Annotated in this window: 15 protein-coding genes and 1 pseudogene; 2 read left to right on the forward strand and 14 right to left on the reverse strand. The window is 46.2% G+C overall.

The annotated features are described in order from the left end of the window. Window positions 1-55: 55 nt before the first annotated feature. On the reverse strand, window positions 56-1,120 hold the full coding sequence (locus C9I92_RS07335; protein WP_047885201.1) for an alanine/ornithine racemase family PLP-dependent enzyme: 1,065 nt from the start codon (window positions 1,118-1,120) through the stop codon (window positions 56-58). A gap of 420 nt (window positions 1,121-1,540) precedes the next feature. Between C9I92_RS07335 and C9I92_RS07340 the strand changes: the two genes are divergently transcribed. Beyond that, window positions 1,541-2,254: a tRNA (adenine(22)-N(1))-methyltransferase gene (locus C9I92_RS07340; protein ID WP_242551937.1), complete on the forward strand. Its 714-nt coding sequence runs from the start codon at window positions 1,541-1,543 to the stop codon at window positions 2,252-2,254. Window positions 2,255-2,375: 121 nt separating this feature from the next. On the opposite strand, the gene C9I92_RS07345 is transcribed toward C9I92_RS07340, so the two are convergent. The 10 genes and pseudogenes from C9I92_RS07345 to C9I92_RS07395 all read right to left on the reverse strand — a co-directional run bounded on the left by C9I92_RS07345 (window position 2,376) and on the right by C9I92_RS07395 (window position 9,567). Continuing rightward, window positions 2,376-2,933 carry a GNAT family N-acetyltransferase gene (locus tag C9I92_RS07345; protein WP_047885199.1) on the reverse strand — a complete coding sequence of 186 codons (558 nt, stop codon included), beginning with the start codon at window positions 2,931-2,933 and terminating at the stop codon, window positions 2,376-2,378. Window positions 2,934-3,190: 257 nt separating this feature from the next. Then, window positions 3,191-3,457: a hypothetical protein gene (locus C9I92_RS07350; protein WP_211320520.1), complete on the reverse strand. Its 267-nt coding sequence runs from the start codon at window positions 3,455-3,457 to the stop codon at window positions 3,191-3,193. Between the two features lie 248 nt (window positions 3,458-3,705). After that, entirely contained in the window at window positions 3,706-4,365 is a 660-nt protein-coding gene (locus C9I92_RS07355) for a DUF2268 domain-containing putative Zn-dependent protease (RefSeq protein WP_047885198.1), read from the reverse strand. An 87-nt stretch (window positions 4,366-4,452) separates the two neighbouring features. Further along, window positions 4,453-4,890: an NUDIX hydrolase gene (locus C9I92_RS07360; protein WP_047885197.1), complete on the reverse strand. Its 438-nt coding sequence runs from the start codon at window positions 4,888-4,890 to the stop codon at window positions 4,453-4,455. A 135-nt stretch (window positions 4,891-5,025) separates the two neighbouring features. Continuing rightward, on the reverse strand, window positions 5,026-5,508 hold the full coding sequence (locus C9I92_RS07370; protein WP_242551938.1) for a GNAT family N-acetyltransferase: 483 nt from the start codon (window positions 5,506-5,508) through the stop codon (window positions 5,026-5,028). 107 nt (window positions 5,509-5,615) lie between these two features. Further along, a complete protein-coding gene (locus C9I92_RS07375; protein WP_047885196.1) occupies window positions 5,616-6,002 on the reverse strand; it encodes a VOC family protein in 387 nt (128 codons plus the stop codon). A 42-nt stretch (window positions 6,003-6,044) separates the two neighbouring features. Continuing rightward, on the reverse strand, window positions 6,045-6,680 hold the full coding sequence (locus C9I92_RS07380) for a GIN domain-containing protein (protein ID WP_242551939.1): 636 nt from the start codon (window positions 6,678-6,680) through the stop codon (window positions 6,045-6,047). 593 nt (window positions 6,681-7,273) lie between these two features. Further along, window positions 7,274-7,585 carry a cupin domain-containing protein gene (locus C9I92_RS07385; RefSeq protein ID WP_047885195.1) on the reverse strand — a complete coding sequence of 104 codons (312 nt, stop codon included), beginning with the start codon at window positions 7,583-7,585 and terminating at the stop codon, window positions 7,274-7,276. Window positions 7,586-7,717: 132 nt separating this feature from the next. Next, window positions 7,718-7,907: pseudogene (locus tag C9I92_RS25660) on the reverse strand (DUF6434 domain-containing protein). 736 nt (window positions 7,908-8,643) lie between these two features. Beyond that, window positions 8,644-9,567 (reverse strand): LysR family transcriptional regulator, encoded by a 924-nt coding sequence (locus C9I92_RS07395; protein ID WP_047885194.1) that lies wholly within the window; start codon window positions 9,565-9,567, stop codon window positions 8,644-8,646. Window positions 9,568-9,879: 312 nt separating this feature from the next. Here C9I92_RS07395 and C9I92_RS07400 point away from each other — a divergent pair, with 312 nt between their 5' ends. After that, complete coding sequence (locus tag C9I92_RS07400; protein ID WP_047885193.1) at window positions 9,880-10,533, forward strand: class I SAM-dependent methyltransferase; 654 nt, start codon at window positions 9,880-9,882, stop codon at window positions 10,531-10,533. Between the two features lie 219 nt (window positions 10,534-10,752). On the opposite strand, the gene C9I92_RS07405 is transcribed toward C9I92_RS07400, so the two are convergent. The 3 genes from C9I92_RS07405 to deoD all read right to left on the reverse strand — a co-directional run bounded on the left by C9I92_RS07405 (window position 10,753) and on the right by deoD (window position 16,675). Beyond that, window positions 10,753-13,878, reverse strand: a complete 3,126-nt coding sequence (locus C9I92_RS07405; RefSeq protein WP_146149672.1) for an ATP-binding protein — start codon at window positions 13,876-13,878, stop codon at window positions 10,753-10,755. A gap of 161 nt (window positions 13,879-14,039) precedes the next feature. Further along, entirely contained in the window at window positions 14,040-15,530 is a 1,491-nt protein-coding gene (locus tag C9I92_RS07410; RefSeq protein WP_047885191.1) for a lactate dehydrogenase, read from the reverse strand. Window positions 15,531-15,964: 434 nt separating this feature from the next. After that, on the reverse strand, window positions 15,965-16,675 hold the full coding sequence (deoD, locus tag C9I92_RS07415) for a purine-nucleoside phosphorylase (RefSeq protein WP_047885190.1): 711 nt from the start codon (window positions 16,673-16,675) through the stop codon (window positions 15,965-15,967). Window positions 16,676-16,700: the final 25 nt, after the last annotated feature.

A 16,700-nucleotide genomic window follows, 5' to 3' on the forward strand; every position in this document is an offset into this window, starting at 1 on the left:
AAGTGACATCGCTTGAGTCTCGGGTTCTGAACAGCGGCTTGGATAAACCGCTTTGTTAGATCATGTGCTTATACACATACTCCGAGGTCATGCACTGCAGCACGGCGCCGTATGACAGGTTGAATTTAACGGTACTGCCGATTTCGTAGTGCTGCTCGCAGTCGTCAATATCCAAAATGAGGTGGTCACTGCTGCCCCCCACAATAATGATCTGGTTATCAACCGGCATCAGTTCATGGATATCAACATCCTGCTTGCCGATGGCACACAGGGCCCGGCGACGCAAGCCGCGGTCGACAAACTCCGGCTTGTTACCGAAAGCATCAAGCGCAGTGGAATTAACCGGTACAGACGGCTTGACTTTGATCTCAATGATCTCGGCCTCAAGTTGAAAGGTGTCTTGACGGGTGTGCGGTACCGGATCGTCATTGAGGCCTATGCCCATCAGCAGGGACGCTCCCAGCCGTAGCTGATTGATGCCGGCGGGCAGTTCGTGGCGCATCATCAGGCCCAGTCCGGCTGAGCTGGCCCCGGAGATATAGCTCAGGTGCAGGCCATTTTCTTTTTCGACCTGACGGGCGAGGGCGAGCAGTTGGTTTTGATTGGCGGTTGTCGGTTCGACCCCCCCATAGCAAGCCAGGTTGGTACCCAGCCCGACGAGTTCAATACCCGGTAAACGGGTGGCCTCCCGGCACAGTGACAGAGTTTCTTCTTCATAGAAACCACCTTCCCGCAGATCCCCGAGGTCATGCATCACGATAACCTGATGGCGTTTTCCCAGAGCCCGTGCTGCCTCGGACAACGCCTGAAGAGTGACGCGTTCAGAGTTCAGGGAAATATCGGCAAATTGCACAACCTCTTCCACTTCGCTCAGGGCCGGCAGGCGCAAAAGCAGGGTCTGGGCACGCAGCGGCTGGAGTTTTTTGAGGTTGCTGAGGCGTGAATCTGCCAGCAGGGTAATGCCACCGGCGAGGATAGCATTACCGACTTCAGGCAGAGCGCAAGCCAGTTTGGTGACACCGGCAGGTGTGACACCATGAGCGGCACATGCGGTGACCATCTGACGGGTATTTTCTGTGATCGTATCTAAATGAATGTTGATTCTAGGGTAAGAGCGCATTGAATCACCTTTTGTTTTCTTTTTGTTCTGGTGGTTATTTAGCGCTTTTCTTGGACGGGGTTAAATGACGGAAATGGCAAGAATACTTTGCCGGATTTTAATGTTAATGGGCAGAAGGCAAAGTACACCCGCGCTGAAACTGGGCAGACCAAGAAAAAAGTGCCGCATAGGTGAAAAAATAGAGAGGGGACAACGTGTAATGACTGATGACCTTGCTGGCGGTGAAAGCTGACAGCTTGCAAATCTGAACCACCAAAAATGAGGTAGAAAAAAAAACGTAAGTGCTTTTGTGAGAACGGATTTTCTTCGGATATGAAAATGAATGTTAGAGTCCTAAATCCTTGTGAGCTGATTCTGACTCGCTAAACGCAAAAAAATATTTACAATACGCATTTTTCAAACACTGAGTAGAGAACCACCTTGAACCAGAGCAACCGATTGAAGCTTAGCAACCGATTGAAACTAGTTGAACAAATGGTAGAGCCTCACTATACCCACATTTGGGATTGTTGCTGTGATCACGGATTTCTTGGTGCTTCCTTGCTGTCTAAACAAGCTGGGGCCAAGGTTCATTTTGTTGATATTGTGCCGGATTTAATCGATTCGCTCGAAAACAAATTGAGCCGTTACTTTACTGATTCAGCGTGGGAAACTCACTGTTTGGATGTCTCACAGCTCCCTTTACAACGTTATGAGGGCAGCCACTTAGTGATCATCGCTGGTGTTGGAGGTGATCTCACCGCTCAGTTTGTTGAGGCTATTTGTACCCAACACCCAACCTTAAACATCGATTTTTTATTGTGTCCGGTACATCACCACTTTTCTCTGCGACAGAAACTCATAGAACTTCAGCTTGATTTAAAGCAAGAAGCTTTAATCAAAGAGAATCATCGCTTCTATGAGGTTATTCTTGTTTCATCGGCAAGCGAGAATACGGAAAGCATTACGCCAGTCGGAAGCCAAATGTGGCGTCCTGGTTCAATCAAACAACTTGAGACAGCCAAAGAGTATTTGAATCAGACGTTAAATCATTACCAACGTGTACAACTGGGTCGGAAAATTGATGTTCAGCACATTATTGACGCCTACAGTGAGGTGAAAATTTCCATGTGTATCTCTAACTGTACTGATTGAGCCTAACACCCGGCGAAGGGGCTGGCAACGCATAGTCTCCAAACTCAATTGTGTCGATCGTAATCACGAAGGTTCAAATTGACTGAAAATGCTGCGTGTTGGTAGCCCCTCTGCATGCCTTTTAACTATCTATGAACTCACTGCTAATTAACCCAAAACACTTTAAATCATGGAACTGATTTTTCCAGTATCCACTCTGACGCCGAATACCTTCTTCTTTAAAGCCTAGTTTGAGCAGTATTGATTCTGAAGCTATGTTGCCTGGTATGGTATCAGCCTGAATCCTATTTAATTTCCCACATGGCAGTGCACCCCAAAACGCTTGATTTACAATCTGTTTAATGGCTTCAGTCGCAATTCCTTTACCCCAGAAAGAGGGTAATAAGTCATAACCAATAACCGCTGATTTCATCCCGATATTCCATGAATTAAAGCCACAAGTGCCAACCAATTCATTGGTGTCTTTCAGCCGAATCCCCCACCGAATACCAGACTTTGATTCAAATCTCTGCTGCATGTGATCAATCAAACGTATCGACTGTGATGAATCGGTAAAGGCTTCAATATCATAGTATTTGACTACATCATTATTGGAAAATAGTAGGAAAATACGCGATACATCCTGAGAAGCTAATTGCGAAAGCGTTAAGCGTTCTGTTTGTAGTTCTGGAAATTTCAATCAGTTTCCTCCATGAAAGTTATCACCGCGATAAAAGGTTATTCGTAAATTTCACGCATGTATACCACACTTGAAAAGTTTAGTTAGGTAAAATGCAACTCCATAATTGTTTCATCGAATTCATCTTGCTAAATGGCGTTGAAATTAAATCGATCGAAAAAATTTTCATTACATCATGACCTTTGATGTAACAATAGAGACTGAGTTAATGCCTTCAACTTTTTGATTTCCGCTAGCACAAGTTTTACAGATTCTGACTAATAGCCTTGTTCTTGAACACTTACGTCAATGAGCAATTGGTCGATGAAAATTTCGTTGTACTTCCCATCATTGTAGTTTCGATGATACTGGATAAAACCAATTGGTTTGTCTCCAAGATAAACACCACGGTTAACGTAGTAGTCATAAAATTTGGATGCTGCAATCGCCTCTGATGGAAGAGCTACGTATTTTTCTTGTTCTGTCGCTATTTCAAGGTCAATCATATCGACCCAATTGTCTTTCGTTATTTCTTGTAAATTCACGTCCACCGCAATCTTTCTATGGCATTGGTTGAACAAAATATAGTTTAAGTATCCCCGGTGAGGAGCACCAAGGCAATGTGTTAATTCACAAAATAATAACACGTTCGAAAGTTCTCCTCACCGATATCCAGCGTACGCAAAACAACCGGGAGCCTATGTAACCGTGTTAGGGGCATCAACGTGTTACAAGCCCGTCTAGCCCTTGTTTTGTTTACAGATGAAACTGAAGCACAATACTGGTTATGCTTTTATGTAAGGGGTTTAAAAATAAGGGGCTCAATAAAGTATTTAGCATCCAGACCCACGATATCGACTTCCTTAGTCTGATGAGTCTTTAAATATTCAGAAACCAAATTAAAACCAATCCAATACCCTGCATATTTCGGATATTCTTCTGGGTGAGAACCTAAAAATAGCTTATCTAACGAGAAGTCACTGACGTCTAACAGGTGGCTCATTTTTTTTAGTCCACGACGCCAATCATAATCTTGCAAATCTTTAAATAGAAAGGATTGTTTGCCATTGGTAACAGTGTGCTCGAAATGACAAGCCAGTCCCTCCATGACCAACTGTTGAGAGAGGGTGACAGAAGGTACATGGAAGCTCATCCTCAAGCAATGATGAAGTTCATGCGCCAGAACCTCCATCAACTCCGCTTCAATCACCCTATCCATATCATCACGATTGCAATCAATGAGTAACTCGACTCTATGTTCGCTTAAAGCATAACCTCCCAAACCGGACGGTGACTCTTCACCTTTCTGGAAGGGAGAAACAGTGATATCAATTTCGGACAATTCAAAAAACTCACCGACCCTGGTTAGCGTTTTATCTATTCCTTGATTTAATGAATCTGTGTATTTACTTAACTTTCCTGAAGAGTTAAGAAATGTCACTTTGATCGTCAAAACAGACTCCTTTTGTTTGACTAAATTTTAAAGAAGGGCAGAACGAATGGTCTGGACGCCCTTCACGAACACTTTGTTATGTATTTTTCAACTAGTGCTTCTGAGCCTTTCATGGGTTTCCCACAAAGCAATTCTGTTTGAGTCGTATTTCAGCAACTTATTGGCTTCTTGGTAACTACACCAACGATATTCTGTATGTTCGTTTGATAATTGAGGTTCGCTAGTGACTTGAACTGAAAAAGAATATTCAGGGATCACATATTGATGGCCTGCCCAGTTTTCGTGTCCGGAATAGAAAACTTTGGGAAGCATGCACATTGAGTCAAGTTGCTGCCAATTACTGCCAACTAACTTAGTTTCTTCGGCTAATTCCCGCTTTGCTGCCTCGACTAATGACTCACTATCTTCACCGCCACCTGAAATGGCTTGCCATACGCCATTATCACTTCTAAGTGCAATTAAAAAACGAGGTACGTTATCGGTCATTTGATAGGGTAAGACTAATACTTGAAATGGTGCCCTCATTGATTTTCCTCCAATGATATAACCCTCTATTAAGGGCGAATAACGCAATACCTAAGCCTCTGAAAAACACCTTACACACAAACTGTGAGGCAAAGTAAAAATGTCCTCGCGTTACGAGTGATTTTAAACAGTTGGTTAAATGCGCTTGACCATGAGTAAACATGGAGTGCCTTTCCCCCAAAAGTCAGGAATTTCCTCAAGCGGGTAAAAACCTAATGCCATATAAAACTGCCGCGTTTTTTCATAGTTAAGATCATTCATTGAGACACCTAAAGTTTTCACTTGAACAAACTTTATTGCTTTAGCCTTTAGGTCAGACTCTACGGCTGAGTATAAGGCACTACCAACACCTTGGCGATGATAGTCCATACTCACAGCTAATACATGTAACTCTGCGGAATGCTCATTATGACAATTTACCGAAAAGAATCCGATTAATTGGCCTTTGAACCACGCTGTATATGTATCTAGCTCGTCAATCTGACCTACATATGTGAGCAAAACGTCCTCTCTACCAAACCAATCAGGTACTGTTCTAAGTACGGTTTCACATTCTTTCCCTAATCCTTTAGCTGGATCTCTCAACTCTACATTTTTCACCATTTCTTCCCTGATCATTAACGCCTTGTCACGGTGTAAGCAATACCATACAGCCCGCAGGAAACGCCATAAACACAATGCATTGCAAACGTCACATGTATTACGAATCCCTCTTGAATAATTTATTAAGCGCTTTGTTCCAATCTCCATGGGGGATTAAGGCGATTTTCTCCAGCCCAATACAATTTAATTTTGTTACCAGAAGGATCACTTAAAACGGCTTCTTTCCAAAGATATGGCTGCATTATCGGTTCTTGTTCGAATTTGATTCCTTTTCTTTTTAAGTCCGCAACAAGCCCATCAAGTTCTTGATGTTCAAAGTAAACAACTCCCCGGCAATCTAACCCCTTTTTGTCTTTATCTAGGTAGATAGAGAAAGTTGATTCTCCCTCTGGAAATGAAAAGCGTGCATAGTGTTCATCTTCAACAATCTGGATTAATCCAAGCTTTTTATAAAAATCAACAGCTAAGTCGATATCATGAACCGCTAAAGTGGCTTGATTAAAGTTCATTCATACTCCCTGTAAACTTATGCTTTGTGCTATTTTTGATGCCTATTGGCTTAATGATATTGAACCACTGTCATTAACATGCGTTTCCAGGCTATTGGGTTTCGCTAAATACTCAATACGCCCCGAACCATTCACCTTCGCATCTAGTTCGGAAACTACATTTATTTTAACTAAACCTGAGCCACTTACATTTATTTTTCCGGATTGTGACTCTAATGATGACGCTTCCACTTGAGCGGCACCATTTAACGAAACAATGAAATGTTCAACATGACCGGATAGTAATGACTGACCAAAGCCATTAATTGCAAGATGAAAGTATTTAGCATCTAACTCAGTAATGTAAGCATTTTGCTTTCCATTAAACGTTAGAGTATTGATTGAACCATTGACAAACTCAAAGATAAAACCTTCTTTTATTTTAATCTTGGTATTAGTGCTGATTTCTAGCTTGTCATTATCACACGTATATTTCAGAGTATCTAACTCTTCACTGACACCTTTGACGCTACCAGACGACACACCTCTGGCAACTACTTTGACAGTTGACGGTACATTAATCATGAGGCTAGTGTAATCGCACATTGGAATTTTTCTTTCAACTAGATCTTCATTTCCGAATGCCCAAGAACTACATGTTAAAAGTATAACTAAAGTACTAATACATCTGAATTTCATCGACTCTACCTTAAATAATTTAACGCTTTATTACGTTTATAAGTTCAGTTTCGCCCCAAAACCCTTTGCTTTCACCTTGAATATTCCAACCACGTTGTTTCAATTCATTCGCAACTAGACGGTTCAAGATACCATGCCCGAAAACTGCATTGTCATATGTTCATGCCAATTGAGATAATTACGTCAACCACGGATATTACACGCCTGCGACCTGCTTTATAAGATTCACTCTTATCAGATAAACCCAGAAACCAACACAATCGCGATATAAAAAGCCAGCGATTAACTGACATCGAAAACGGGAGTTTGCGTCTAGGAATATCCATTTCTCTCAGCCACTCAGAACTAGATCTTCGCCAACACCTAAACAAATGTCTGATAAAAAGTTAGAGGTGGTCGACGATCAGAAAGGCAAATTAATGCTTGTAAGCCCGCCCCCATTTTGCCAAACCAACCGCTGTAACTTTAGGGGTAGAACTCGCTACCGGCTTTCCAGGCCGAACCAACGTAATTTTCACCGAGCCTCCTTGTCCGTAGACAAACTAAACCGATCCAAAAATGCCAAAGTTTAGCCGTCACTTTTAAGCTATTTGTTAGACGCTGCCTGCGGTTTCAACGACTAAAATTCTTGCTTCTCCTTGCGGATGAGCCACGTGTTCAGTACCAACAGAAGCATAGAAAATATCACCTGTCTGTAAGATTGTAGTTTCCTCTTTCCCATCAATGCGATATTGCATTTCTACAACACCATCTAGTACGACAAAAACTTCTTCACCATCATTGATATGCCATTTATACGGTTGATCTGTCCAATGTAAGCGGGTGGTGATGCCATTCATGTTCGCTATGTCTTTAGCACCCCAAGCTCGTGATGCTTTAAATTCCTTACTTCTTATAATTTCCAAAATTCTCATCCTTGACTAAATCGTATAACTCCGCGTTAAGTAGTGATCAACGCCTCCACTTAACTTAAACCATTGCACCGTAAACACGCACATTACCCACACTACACCTGAAAAATGTTTTAATTTAAAGGCTTACCTTGGATTATGACGCCTAGCCCATTCTTGAACAGCATCACCTATTGTCAATCCAGTCGCATTATTTATCCAATTCATAAAGTCACGGTCGAACTTACATTGCTCGAAAAATTTGGATTTGAAATATCTGCGAACATTCTGGGTGGTGTTCTAGGTAGCTATCTGTGATTAGCGTGTTGTCATCAATATGATTTTTATGCTAATCAACCTTTTCCATGGTTTTTAAATTTTCCTTTTGTATAACAATGTATTATTTGGCTCTGTGTATGATTAATCCGTTTTAACGCTGCCGTATAGTTTTCAGTAATATAACACTTTATAAAAACGCCTAAAATTAAACAATGACTTAATTTATTAAGTATCAAGTAACTAGAATGGGTTCACGCTTCTTACCATATAGTCTGATGATTTTTGACGATATCTCTGGCTAGTATTTACAAACGGTGATTTTGTACGGAAGTTACCACTTTGGTGGTCTGCGTGCATAAATTTTGGCGCTATAATTTTCTTCATTTTCGCCTTTTTATTGAGCGAAGATCTTGGTATTAACACTTCGAAATGGCAGAGTTATATTTTATTTTCAAATACCCTGTATATATAGTGTACCTTAAAGGTATTTTTACTTTTTTGATGATTGCTTTTTAGAATATTACGAATGCTGAGTTTAAACCTTGAGTAGTTTGATGTTAATAAGATAACGGGTGATAACTTGTGTGCTGCACTTCTTGGCAATTATGCCTTTTGATTAAAAACTATCTTATCAGTGTCAGACCGAATTTGAGTCGATGCAATTAATGTAAATAGTGGGAGTTGCCAGTCGTTTTGAAAAGAAACCGCTACAAAAATAGCGCGAAAAACGAGCGACTGGAACCGATGGCAGGTCGCGTTGGCCATCCTGTCATCGGTGGAGTCTGAACTAGACGCTATGAGGTTGCCAGGTAAGCTTTGTGGTCGATATGGTTTTCCACAATAGCTTCAATCAGCTTGGTAGCAGCCAGTGAGTGCTCTTTGTTATCCAGCGTAGTGAGATGAAAATCGGCCTTGTATTCCCAATCAGGTGCCACGATTCTGACTAACTCGCCCCGGTTAACCCAGATTGCCGCATAGTGATCCGGCAAATACCCGATGAAGTTGCCGGACAGCAGCAGGTGCGCAGTTGCTTCCATATTGGTGCTACTGGCCAGATGCGGCATAGCTTCACAGTGGCTGAGTGGGGTGATGTGGTGGGATAGACCGCGGTCAACCAGCGGATACAGCATCAGATCGTCTTCGGTGATTGGGCTAGGGTGCTGCAGGATAGGATGGTCGCTGGCGCAGTACAGGCTCTGATGCTCGCTGAACAACGGTGTGTAGGTTAATCCATCTTTTTGTACCTCTGATGAGGTAATGCCCAGCTCTATTTTCCCCTCCAAGAGCATCATCTCAATCTGATAGGAGTCCCATACCACGGTTTCCAGTGTGACTTTTGAGTAGCGGGCACAAAAAGCGCGTATGGCCTGCTGAACGTGACAATCAGGGTTCGTGGCCAGGTTATCGGTCAGTGCCAGCGTAATATGCCCGTGAGACACTTTGCGGATACCGTCGATCTGATTTTCAAAGTGGTTGATGTGCTGAAACAGGGTCTGACACAGTGCGTAGACTTTTTCGCCATCCGGCGTCAGCCGAAAGCCGCGTCGTCCGCGTTGGCATAAGGTCATCCCCAATCGCACTTCCAGGTCATGCATGCGGGTACTAATTGTTGACTGATGCATATTCAGGGCAAACTGGGCCGCAGAAAATCCCCCGGTTTCCACAATGGTGGTAAAAACCTGCAGCAGTTTTAAATCAAAATCACTTAATTTTCGCATGGTGATCGTATCTCTCTTCTTATTGTTATGTTTGTTATTTTTTCCTTATCTTAATGGTATCTGGAAAGAGATTCTGAGAATGGGCTCAAGGGGTGACGAGGAAATATCTGATTCCTGTTTGTGGCAGGAAATAGGAATCATTTTGGGCTGGTTAACAGGATCTGGATTGAAAAAAGATAATTGAAGAAAGGGATGTAGGGTCGCCTTGCTGTACTTATTGATAAGACTGATAAAAACCGGGACTGGTATGCTTTGATCGTTATTGATATTCAGGTAAATTCCTTACCCTTTGTAAGTGATATTGATAATAAAATGAATAAAAACGATGTGGTTGCCGGTCAGGCCATTTACTCAAAAGCGGTGCTGGCTATTTATGATTGGTGGGTGTTAGGGGTTTCCAACCACTATTTATGGAAGTGTCCGACTCATCTTATCAGCAAGCGGTTTGCAGAGCAGGTATCGGCAAACCATCTGGATGTGGGAGTGGGAACCGGGTTTTATTTAAAACACGGGCTGTCTGCAAAGACCCGGCGGGTCGCACTGGTGGACTTGAATGAAAACAGCCTGAGCACAGCCGCCCAGGCGATATCTCACCTTAATCCGGAACAGTATTGCCGAAATGTACTAGAGCCTTTCAACCTGCCGTGTGAAAAGTTTGATTCAGTCAGTATCAACTACCTGCTGCATTGCCTGCCGGGGGATATTGCCGAGAAAGGAATTGTTTTCTCGCATCTTAAAGCGGTGATGAATGATGGTGGCGTGGTCTTCGGCAGCACTATTCTGGGGCAGGGGACGCCAAAAAATGCCTTCGCGAAGAAGCTGATGGCTATCTATAACAAAAAAGGTATTTTCAGTAACGAGCTGGATGACGTCGTGGCGTTGGAGTCGGTCTTAAAAACGCATTTTGCTGAGGTGAAGATTGACGTGATCGGTTGTGTGGCTCTGTTCTCTGGTCGTAAGCCCTGATTGTGCCTGAACGATGGCGCAGCGCTGAAGCGAATGCCTCTAACAACATGAAGCTGCAGTCCAACTGAAAGTCAGACCTCATCTAAAAGATGCCCCAAATGAAAGTCAACACCGCTGAAAGCTTGTTTCGCCTTCAGCGGTGTTGAGTACTCAGAAGCCAAGCCATCCCAGAATTTCAGGATGTATGAATACCGTTCAGTGTTATCAGGGCTGCACGAATTATTGCAGTGTCAGCTGAGTGCGAATCTCGCTTACCAGTCGCTGTAATGCCTGTTCCATAGCCTGGATTTCGTCTTCAGTCGGAATCCGTTGCTTTTTGACAGCCAGCTCAACGGCCTTGGCGGCATTGTGCAATGGCATGGCACAGATACTGCCAGAAGCGCCTTTCAACGAGTGGCTGATTAGTACAGCCAGATCAAAATCCTGTTTTTCAACAGCGTCACGGAAGCGCTTGGCATCATGTTGGTGCTCATCACTGAACATCGTCAGGAAATGCGCCACGATGTCGTGATCGTCATCCATCATATCCAGCACTCCACTGACATCCAGCTCCTGAAAATGCTTATCAGCCAGCGTCACAGGTGGCGACATCTCATCTAGATTGTTATTCATGGCATCCTCTGATGTGTCAGCAGTCAAAGTGCGTGGCTTGTCAGCCAGTGCACATTCACAGTCTGATCCTTCAGGCTCAGATTGCGTTTGGCCGTATGACGGGGAAGACAAGTGTGATCCGGCTGTTGCGGTCGGAAACACAAGTGTTTGGTCGTTAGTTTGCTGCTGGTCTTGCAGCGGCTCGGATGCCGTCTCAGGGGGGAGGTCGGCATAGTGCAGTGTATTGGCCTCAGCATGCAGCGTAGCCATCCGGGTGATTGGGTGTTGGTAACGTTGCAGGGCATCAACCAGCTTACGTTCATCCAGCGGTTTGGTGATAACGCATTCAGCCCCGGCGTTAATCATGTTGCGCTGTGTTTCGGCAAACACATCGGCGGTACAGGCAAAAATTGGGGTCGCGCAGGCCGGAGGCGGCAGTTTTCGGATACGTTGAATCGCTTCAATCCCATCCATGACCGGCATGTGGTTATCCATCAGCACCAGATCAAACGCGTACTGCTGCATGGCATTGAGGGCATCGGCACCGTTTTCGGCGATAGTGGTAATAAAGCCCCGCTGTTTGAGGAAGGTATCGATGATCATGACGTTCAGATGGTTGTCTTCTACTATCAGTACCCGTAACCCGGCAAAAGCCTGGCGATCCAGCTCGATATCTGAGGAGTCTTCTTTGACGTAGTTGCCTTCACGGACCTTGAGTGTGACGGTAAAGCACGAACCGACACCTTGAACACTGCTCACGGTCACGTCACCGTTCATCAGGCTCGCAAGCTGTTTAACAATACTCAGCCCTAATCCGGTGCCGCCGAAACGACGGCTGGTGGATGCCTCTGCCTGCGCAAACGGGTCGAAGATCAGCCCGATCCTGTCTGCCGGAATGCCAATTCCAGTATCCTGCGTGATGATCGTGAGGATCAATTCCTTATCGGTGTCGGTCGGTGCCAGTTGCAACGTGACGTCGACTTTTCCCTTTTCCGTAAATTTGATGGCATTGCTGATCAGGTTGAACAGAATCTGGCGAATACGGGCCTTATCGGCATAGAACCATTGCTGCCGTTTGAATTGACACTGAATGGTAAAGTCGATGCCTTTTTCTTTGGCCAGCGAGAAGTAAGTACTCTCAATGGCACCCACCAGATCGGTAAAGCAGAAATGTGACGGGTCCAGTTTCAGTTGCCCCTGCTCAATTTTGGAGAAGTCCAGAATATCATTGAGCAGGGCCATCATGTGTTTGCCGGAGTCGAGCAGCGTGCGCAGATGTTGCTCCTGCTCTTTGCTCAGCGGTGTTTTGAGCAGTAACTGAGACAGCCCCAGCATACCGTTCATTGGGGTGCGGATCTCATGGGACAGGTTTGCCAGAAACACCGATTTGGCCCGATCAGCCGTTTCTGCTTTATGCAGTGCCTGATTGAGTCGTTGAGTATCCAGCGAGATTTTTTGCGCGCCCTGATTCAGCGCATCGTTCAGTACCTGAAATTCGTGCGGGCCACGGAAATTATCATTACGATCATAATTTCCGAGCTTGAACTGGGCTGCGAAACGGGACAGCCTCGCCAGCGGAACCGTGATGCGGCGGGTCAGTGTCAGGGCGAGAATAATGACCACAACCGCAGTAGCCAACAGTGCCAGCAGGAAGTAATGCTGCAGATAACCGATCACGGCTGTGACGGTATCTCTGGGCGTAATGGAAACCAGCGACCACTGCGGCAGGCCTGTTACACCAGCATGAACGGTGTCTAACGAGGCCAATGACACCACCATGGTTTGTCCTTCCGGCGTCTGGTAGCTCAGGAGTTCCGTCATCTCTTCATGGCGTTGACTCAGGCCATTTTGCTGGTAAAAGGCGGTGAATTGACGGAAAACAGCCAGCTTCTGCCCCTGATGTCGACCGGTCAGTACTGGCTTGCCCTGAGCATCAACCAGCAAGACGTAATCAATGTTTCGGATGTGTTTTTCCAGAAAGTGCAACTGACGATTGATTTCATTCAACTGGTAGCGAAGTACCAGAAAGCGGGAAACCCTGCCCGGGATGGTGTTGGTATCGATCTGCTTAATCGGATGGATCAGGTAAAGGAAGGCGTTGTCTGCATCATATTGGGGGGCAGACACGGCGATGGTCGGGGCAGCGTTCTGGTTATTCTGATTCTGAGTCTGGTTTAGCCCTTGGTTTTCGCTGGCTGGTGCGCTTATGGAGGAGAGCTGAAGCTGCGTGGAATCTGTTCCGGTTACTTGGGCAGATAGCGAAAGGGCATTCAGGGTTGATGTCAGATCAGGAAAGCCTGCCTGGGCCAGTGAGGCAAACAAAGCCTGCTCTGTCTGTTGAGCGCTCTGTGGAATATCGTTTTCGGTGGTGACGGAGCTGGCGGTCAGCGTTGGTTTACCACCTGTGGCCTGTTCCAGCACGTACAACTCACTCAGCGCCGGATCAACCCGGCTTTGCTCCGCAAGGTAAGCTGTAATGAAAGAATTCGGATCTGACATGTGCTTTGGAGCGAGTTCAAACACCGGCGAATGTGCCAGTTTCTGGATACTGATCATACGCCGGGACAGTAAGTCATCAATATGATGACCGGCCAGATTGGTACGGCTGTTCAGCCCCTGAGAAATCTGCTCAGTGGCGACGATTTTAAGTTTTTCACTGCTGACCCAGCTGTAGAGCAGGGCGGGAACAATCCCGATGAATAACATACTGCCCAGTAAGATAGGCTTAATTCGGTTGGGTAGAAAATTTACCAAGGCACACCCCAAAGTCCATTTCTGTGATGACTGTTGTCGTTTTTTTCGCCAAGACAACTCTATGGAGTGTGATACATAGTTCCGCAAAGGATCAATGTAATTTGTTGCTTTAGGGGGAGAAATACGATCTCCCCATCATTATTGTGCGGTCAGTCGTGAAATTAACTGAGCAGCTGCTCAAGAGTAAGGGGGGCGCAGATCAGACCGACTTTCTGGGCCGGAGTCAGGCCGCTTTTGTCCTGATGGCACAGGTTGTGCCAGGCGCGGTAAATATCCATGAGAGGTAACAGGCCGCCCGGTCTGAGTTTACGGCGTGGCTCATTGATCAGCTGGCTGAACTGATCCTGGAAACGTTGCTGGTAATCTGTGATCACATCATGGTGTGCGATAGCCAGCCACTTGGCCTCGTTGTCTTTTTCACCACCCAGATGGCAGATTCCTTTGCTGATATCACCGTGACGGGTAAACGCCCAGCGATCGCGCCACCACCCCATCAGCACGATATCAATTTTACCGGCGGTCTGGCCGTGCTCCCAGTCCGGATCGGTTTCCACATAGACCGGATGAATGGTCTTGTTTTTGACCCGCTCTCGGAAAACTGAAATACAGGCAGAGCGCAGCAGGGGTTCCTGTGGCATGTAGATGGCCAGTTCTTCGTTATCTTCCAGCATTTCCTGCAGGTGCATGTAATGGGCATACACTGTGTATTGCGGACGGATCAGACAGCCTTTGGTCGGGTAGTTCAGGCGGGCTTTGTCTGACAGCGGGTCTTCCAGGTTAGGACGGGACATGACCTCGCGGTAAATGGCATCAATGCGTGCCAGTAGCGCAAGGGGTTTTGGTGTCGGTACAATTGCCAGCCGTGCTGCCGGAGGCGCCATAAAACGCGTTCCGTTGGTGTAAGGGTCATGGTGTTCGCTGCGGCTGTCCGGGTCGGTTGCCTGATAGTTGATGTCCTGCGCCAGCACATAGCCTGAACGCGCTTCACAGCTGGCAATCCACTGCACGCCGTTATCACTTTTGGGCTGCAACTCACTGATATCAGATGCCAGGGAAAGGTGAGCACTATGCTTGCACAGGCGGGCATCAAACATCGCCAGTTGGCGGCGGCAGCGACTGGCAATATGGGAAAGCTGATCGTAAAACGATTTGGGATTAAGGCTCAGGCGGCGACAGATGTCGCGAACGCTGTAGCCGGTAAACAGCATGGCCAGCAGCTTTTGCTGGGTCTGATTTTTGGCGTTAAACCCGGACCAGCGGTCAACGAAGGTTGCCTGGCAGCATTTGCAACGATAACGCTGGCGATCACCGCTGAAACCAAACGCATGATAAAGATGGCGGTGGGTCAGTACCGGGAGACCGAAGTTTTCGCAGTCCGGATGACTGCAGGCTGGCAGGCCGCTGTTCTGCTGCTGTTTAAGGCGCATCACTTCAGCGATAACATCGTGATTATTGATAATTGGCGGAAACGCACCGCATTCCCGGCACACCAGAATCGGCTTGTTGGGATTGTTGCGCTGCAGCACATAATGCTCTGTGTCGGTTGAGCCAAAGTTGACGCAACTTACCGTTTTGCAATGATTCAGCTGGTGCCCGTTACATGATTCAGGCAGCAGGGACGTGTGATTGTTGGTGCGGCACATATTCTTCATGTCTACCTAACTAATTCCTTCAGCTCGAGCAACAGACAAGTGCCTGTTCAGGGTCAGGTGTCGGGGGGAGGTGTCGATCCGGAGTGGGTCCCCGGCTCGACACCATTAGTGCCTACAAGTCGCAGTGGTCATTTCGTCCGCACGGCGGCTGATTGCCACCGTTCAAATTGTGTAAGACGCCACATTTTACAGAATATTGAGCAGCGGAGTCGTGGCCCCTGCATCCTTGTAGAGACTAACTATTCTGCGTTTCAGTCATATCCATACTCACAGAAACACCGCTTCAGCAGCTTCCACGCTTCTATGGTTATGGATATGCCTTCCCAAGGGGAAAATGTGGTCGACGTATCGGGGGGAACGTCGACCACTGGTGAAGACTCTTCGCCGTTAAGCTGTTATCGATAGACTGCTACCGATAAGCATCTTGGTTGGGATTACAGCTTGATCGCTGTTTCCAGTGCGACATTCATCATTTGGGCAAATGATTTCTGACGCTCTTCTGCACTCAGTTTTTCACCACGCTTAATGTGGTCAGATACCGTCAGAATCGTCAGGGCTTTTGCGCCCAGTTCTGCCGCTACGCCGTAGATACCGGCGGCTTCCATATCCACACCCAGGATGCCCAGTTTTTCCATCTTGTCGAACAGATCCGCTTCCGGGCTGTAGAACAGGTCAGCAGAGAAAACGTTACCGACACGCACAGGCACGTTTTGCGCACGTGCTTCGCTCACTGCAGTTTCCAGCAGACCGAAATCTGCAATGGCGGCGAAGTCATGGTCGCTGAAACGGATACGGTTAACTTTGGAGTCTGTAGATGCACCCATACCGATGATGACATCCATCAGCTTCACGTCATCATGCACGGCGCCGCAGCTGCCGATACGAATGATGTTTTTCACACCAAATTCTTTAATCAGTTCGTGAACATAGATTGAGCACGAAGGGATACCCATACCGTGGCCCATAACAGACACTGGCTGGCCTTTGTAAGTGCCGGTGTAACCGAACATGTTGCGCACATCACAAACCAGTTTGACATCATCAAGGTATGTCTCGGCAATGAATTTTGCGCGCAGTGGGTCGCCTGGCATCAGGACCGTTTCTGCAAAATCACCACGTTCAGCATTAATGTGTGGGGTAGCCATAGTTCACTCCAGATTCTGTTGTCTT

The organism is Photobacterium ganghwense (genome assembly GCF_003025595.1).
Classification (GTDB): Bacteria; Pseudomonadota; Gammaproteobacteria; order Enterobacterales; family Vibrionaceae; genus Photobacterium; species Photobacterium ganghwense.

Coding starts and splice junctions, on each gene's coding strand:
- C9I92_RS07335 (WP_047885201.1), bottom strand. CDS start 1,120: ATGCGCTCTTACCCTAGAATCAACATTCATTTAGATACGATCACAGAA.
- C9I92_RS07360 (WP_047885197.1), bottom strand. CDS start 4,890: ATGAGGGCACCATTTCAAGTATTAGTCTTACCCTATCAAATGACCGAT.
- C9I92_RS07370 (WP_242551938.1), bottom strand. CDS start 5,508: ATGATCAGGGAAGAAATGGTGAAAAATGTAGAGTTGAGAGATCCAGCT.
- C9I92_RS07375 (WP_047885196.1), bottom strand. CDS start 6,002: ATGAACTTTAATCAAGCCACTTTAGCGGTTCATGATATCGACTTAGCT.
- C9I92_RS07380 (WP_242551939.1), bottom strand. CDS start 6,680: ATGAAATTCAGATGTATTAGTACTTTAGTTATACTTTTAACATGTAGT.
- C9I92_RS07395 (WP_047885194.1), bottom strand. CDS start 9,567: ATGCGAAAATTAAGTGATTTTGATTTAAAACTGCTGCAGGTTTTTACC.
- C9I92_RS07400 (WP_047885193.1), top strand. CDS start 9,880: ATGAATAAAAACGATGTGGTTGCCGGTCAGGCCATTTACTCAAAAGCG.
- C9I92_RS07410 (WP_047885191.1), bottom strand. CDS start 15,530: ATGAAGAATATGTGCCGCACCAACAATCACACGTCCCTGCTGCCTGAA.
- deoD (WP_047885190.1), bottom strand. CDS start 16,675: ATGGCTACCCCACACATTAATGCTGAACGTGGTGATTTTGCAGAAACG.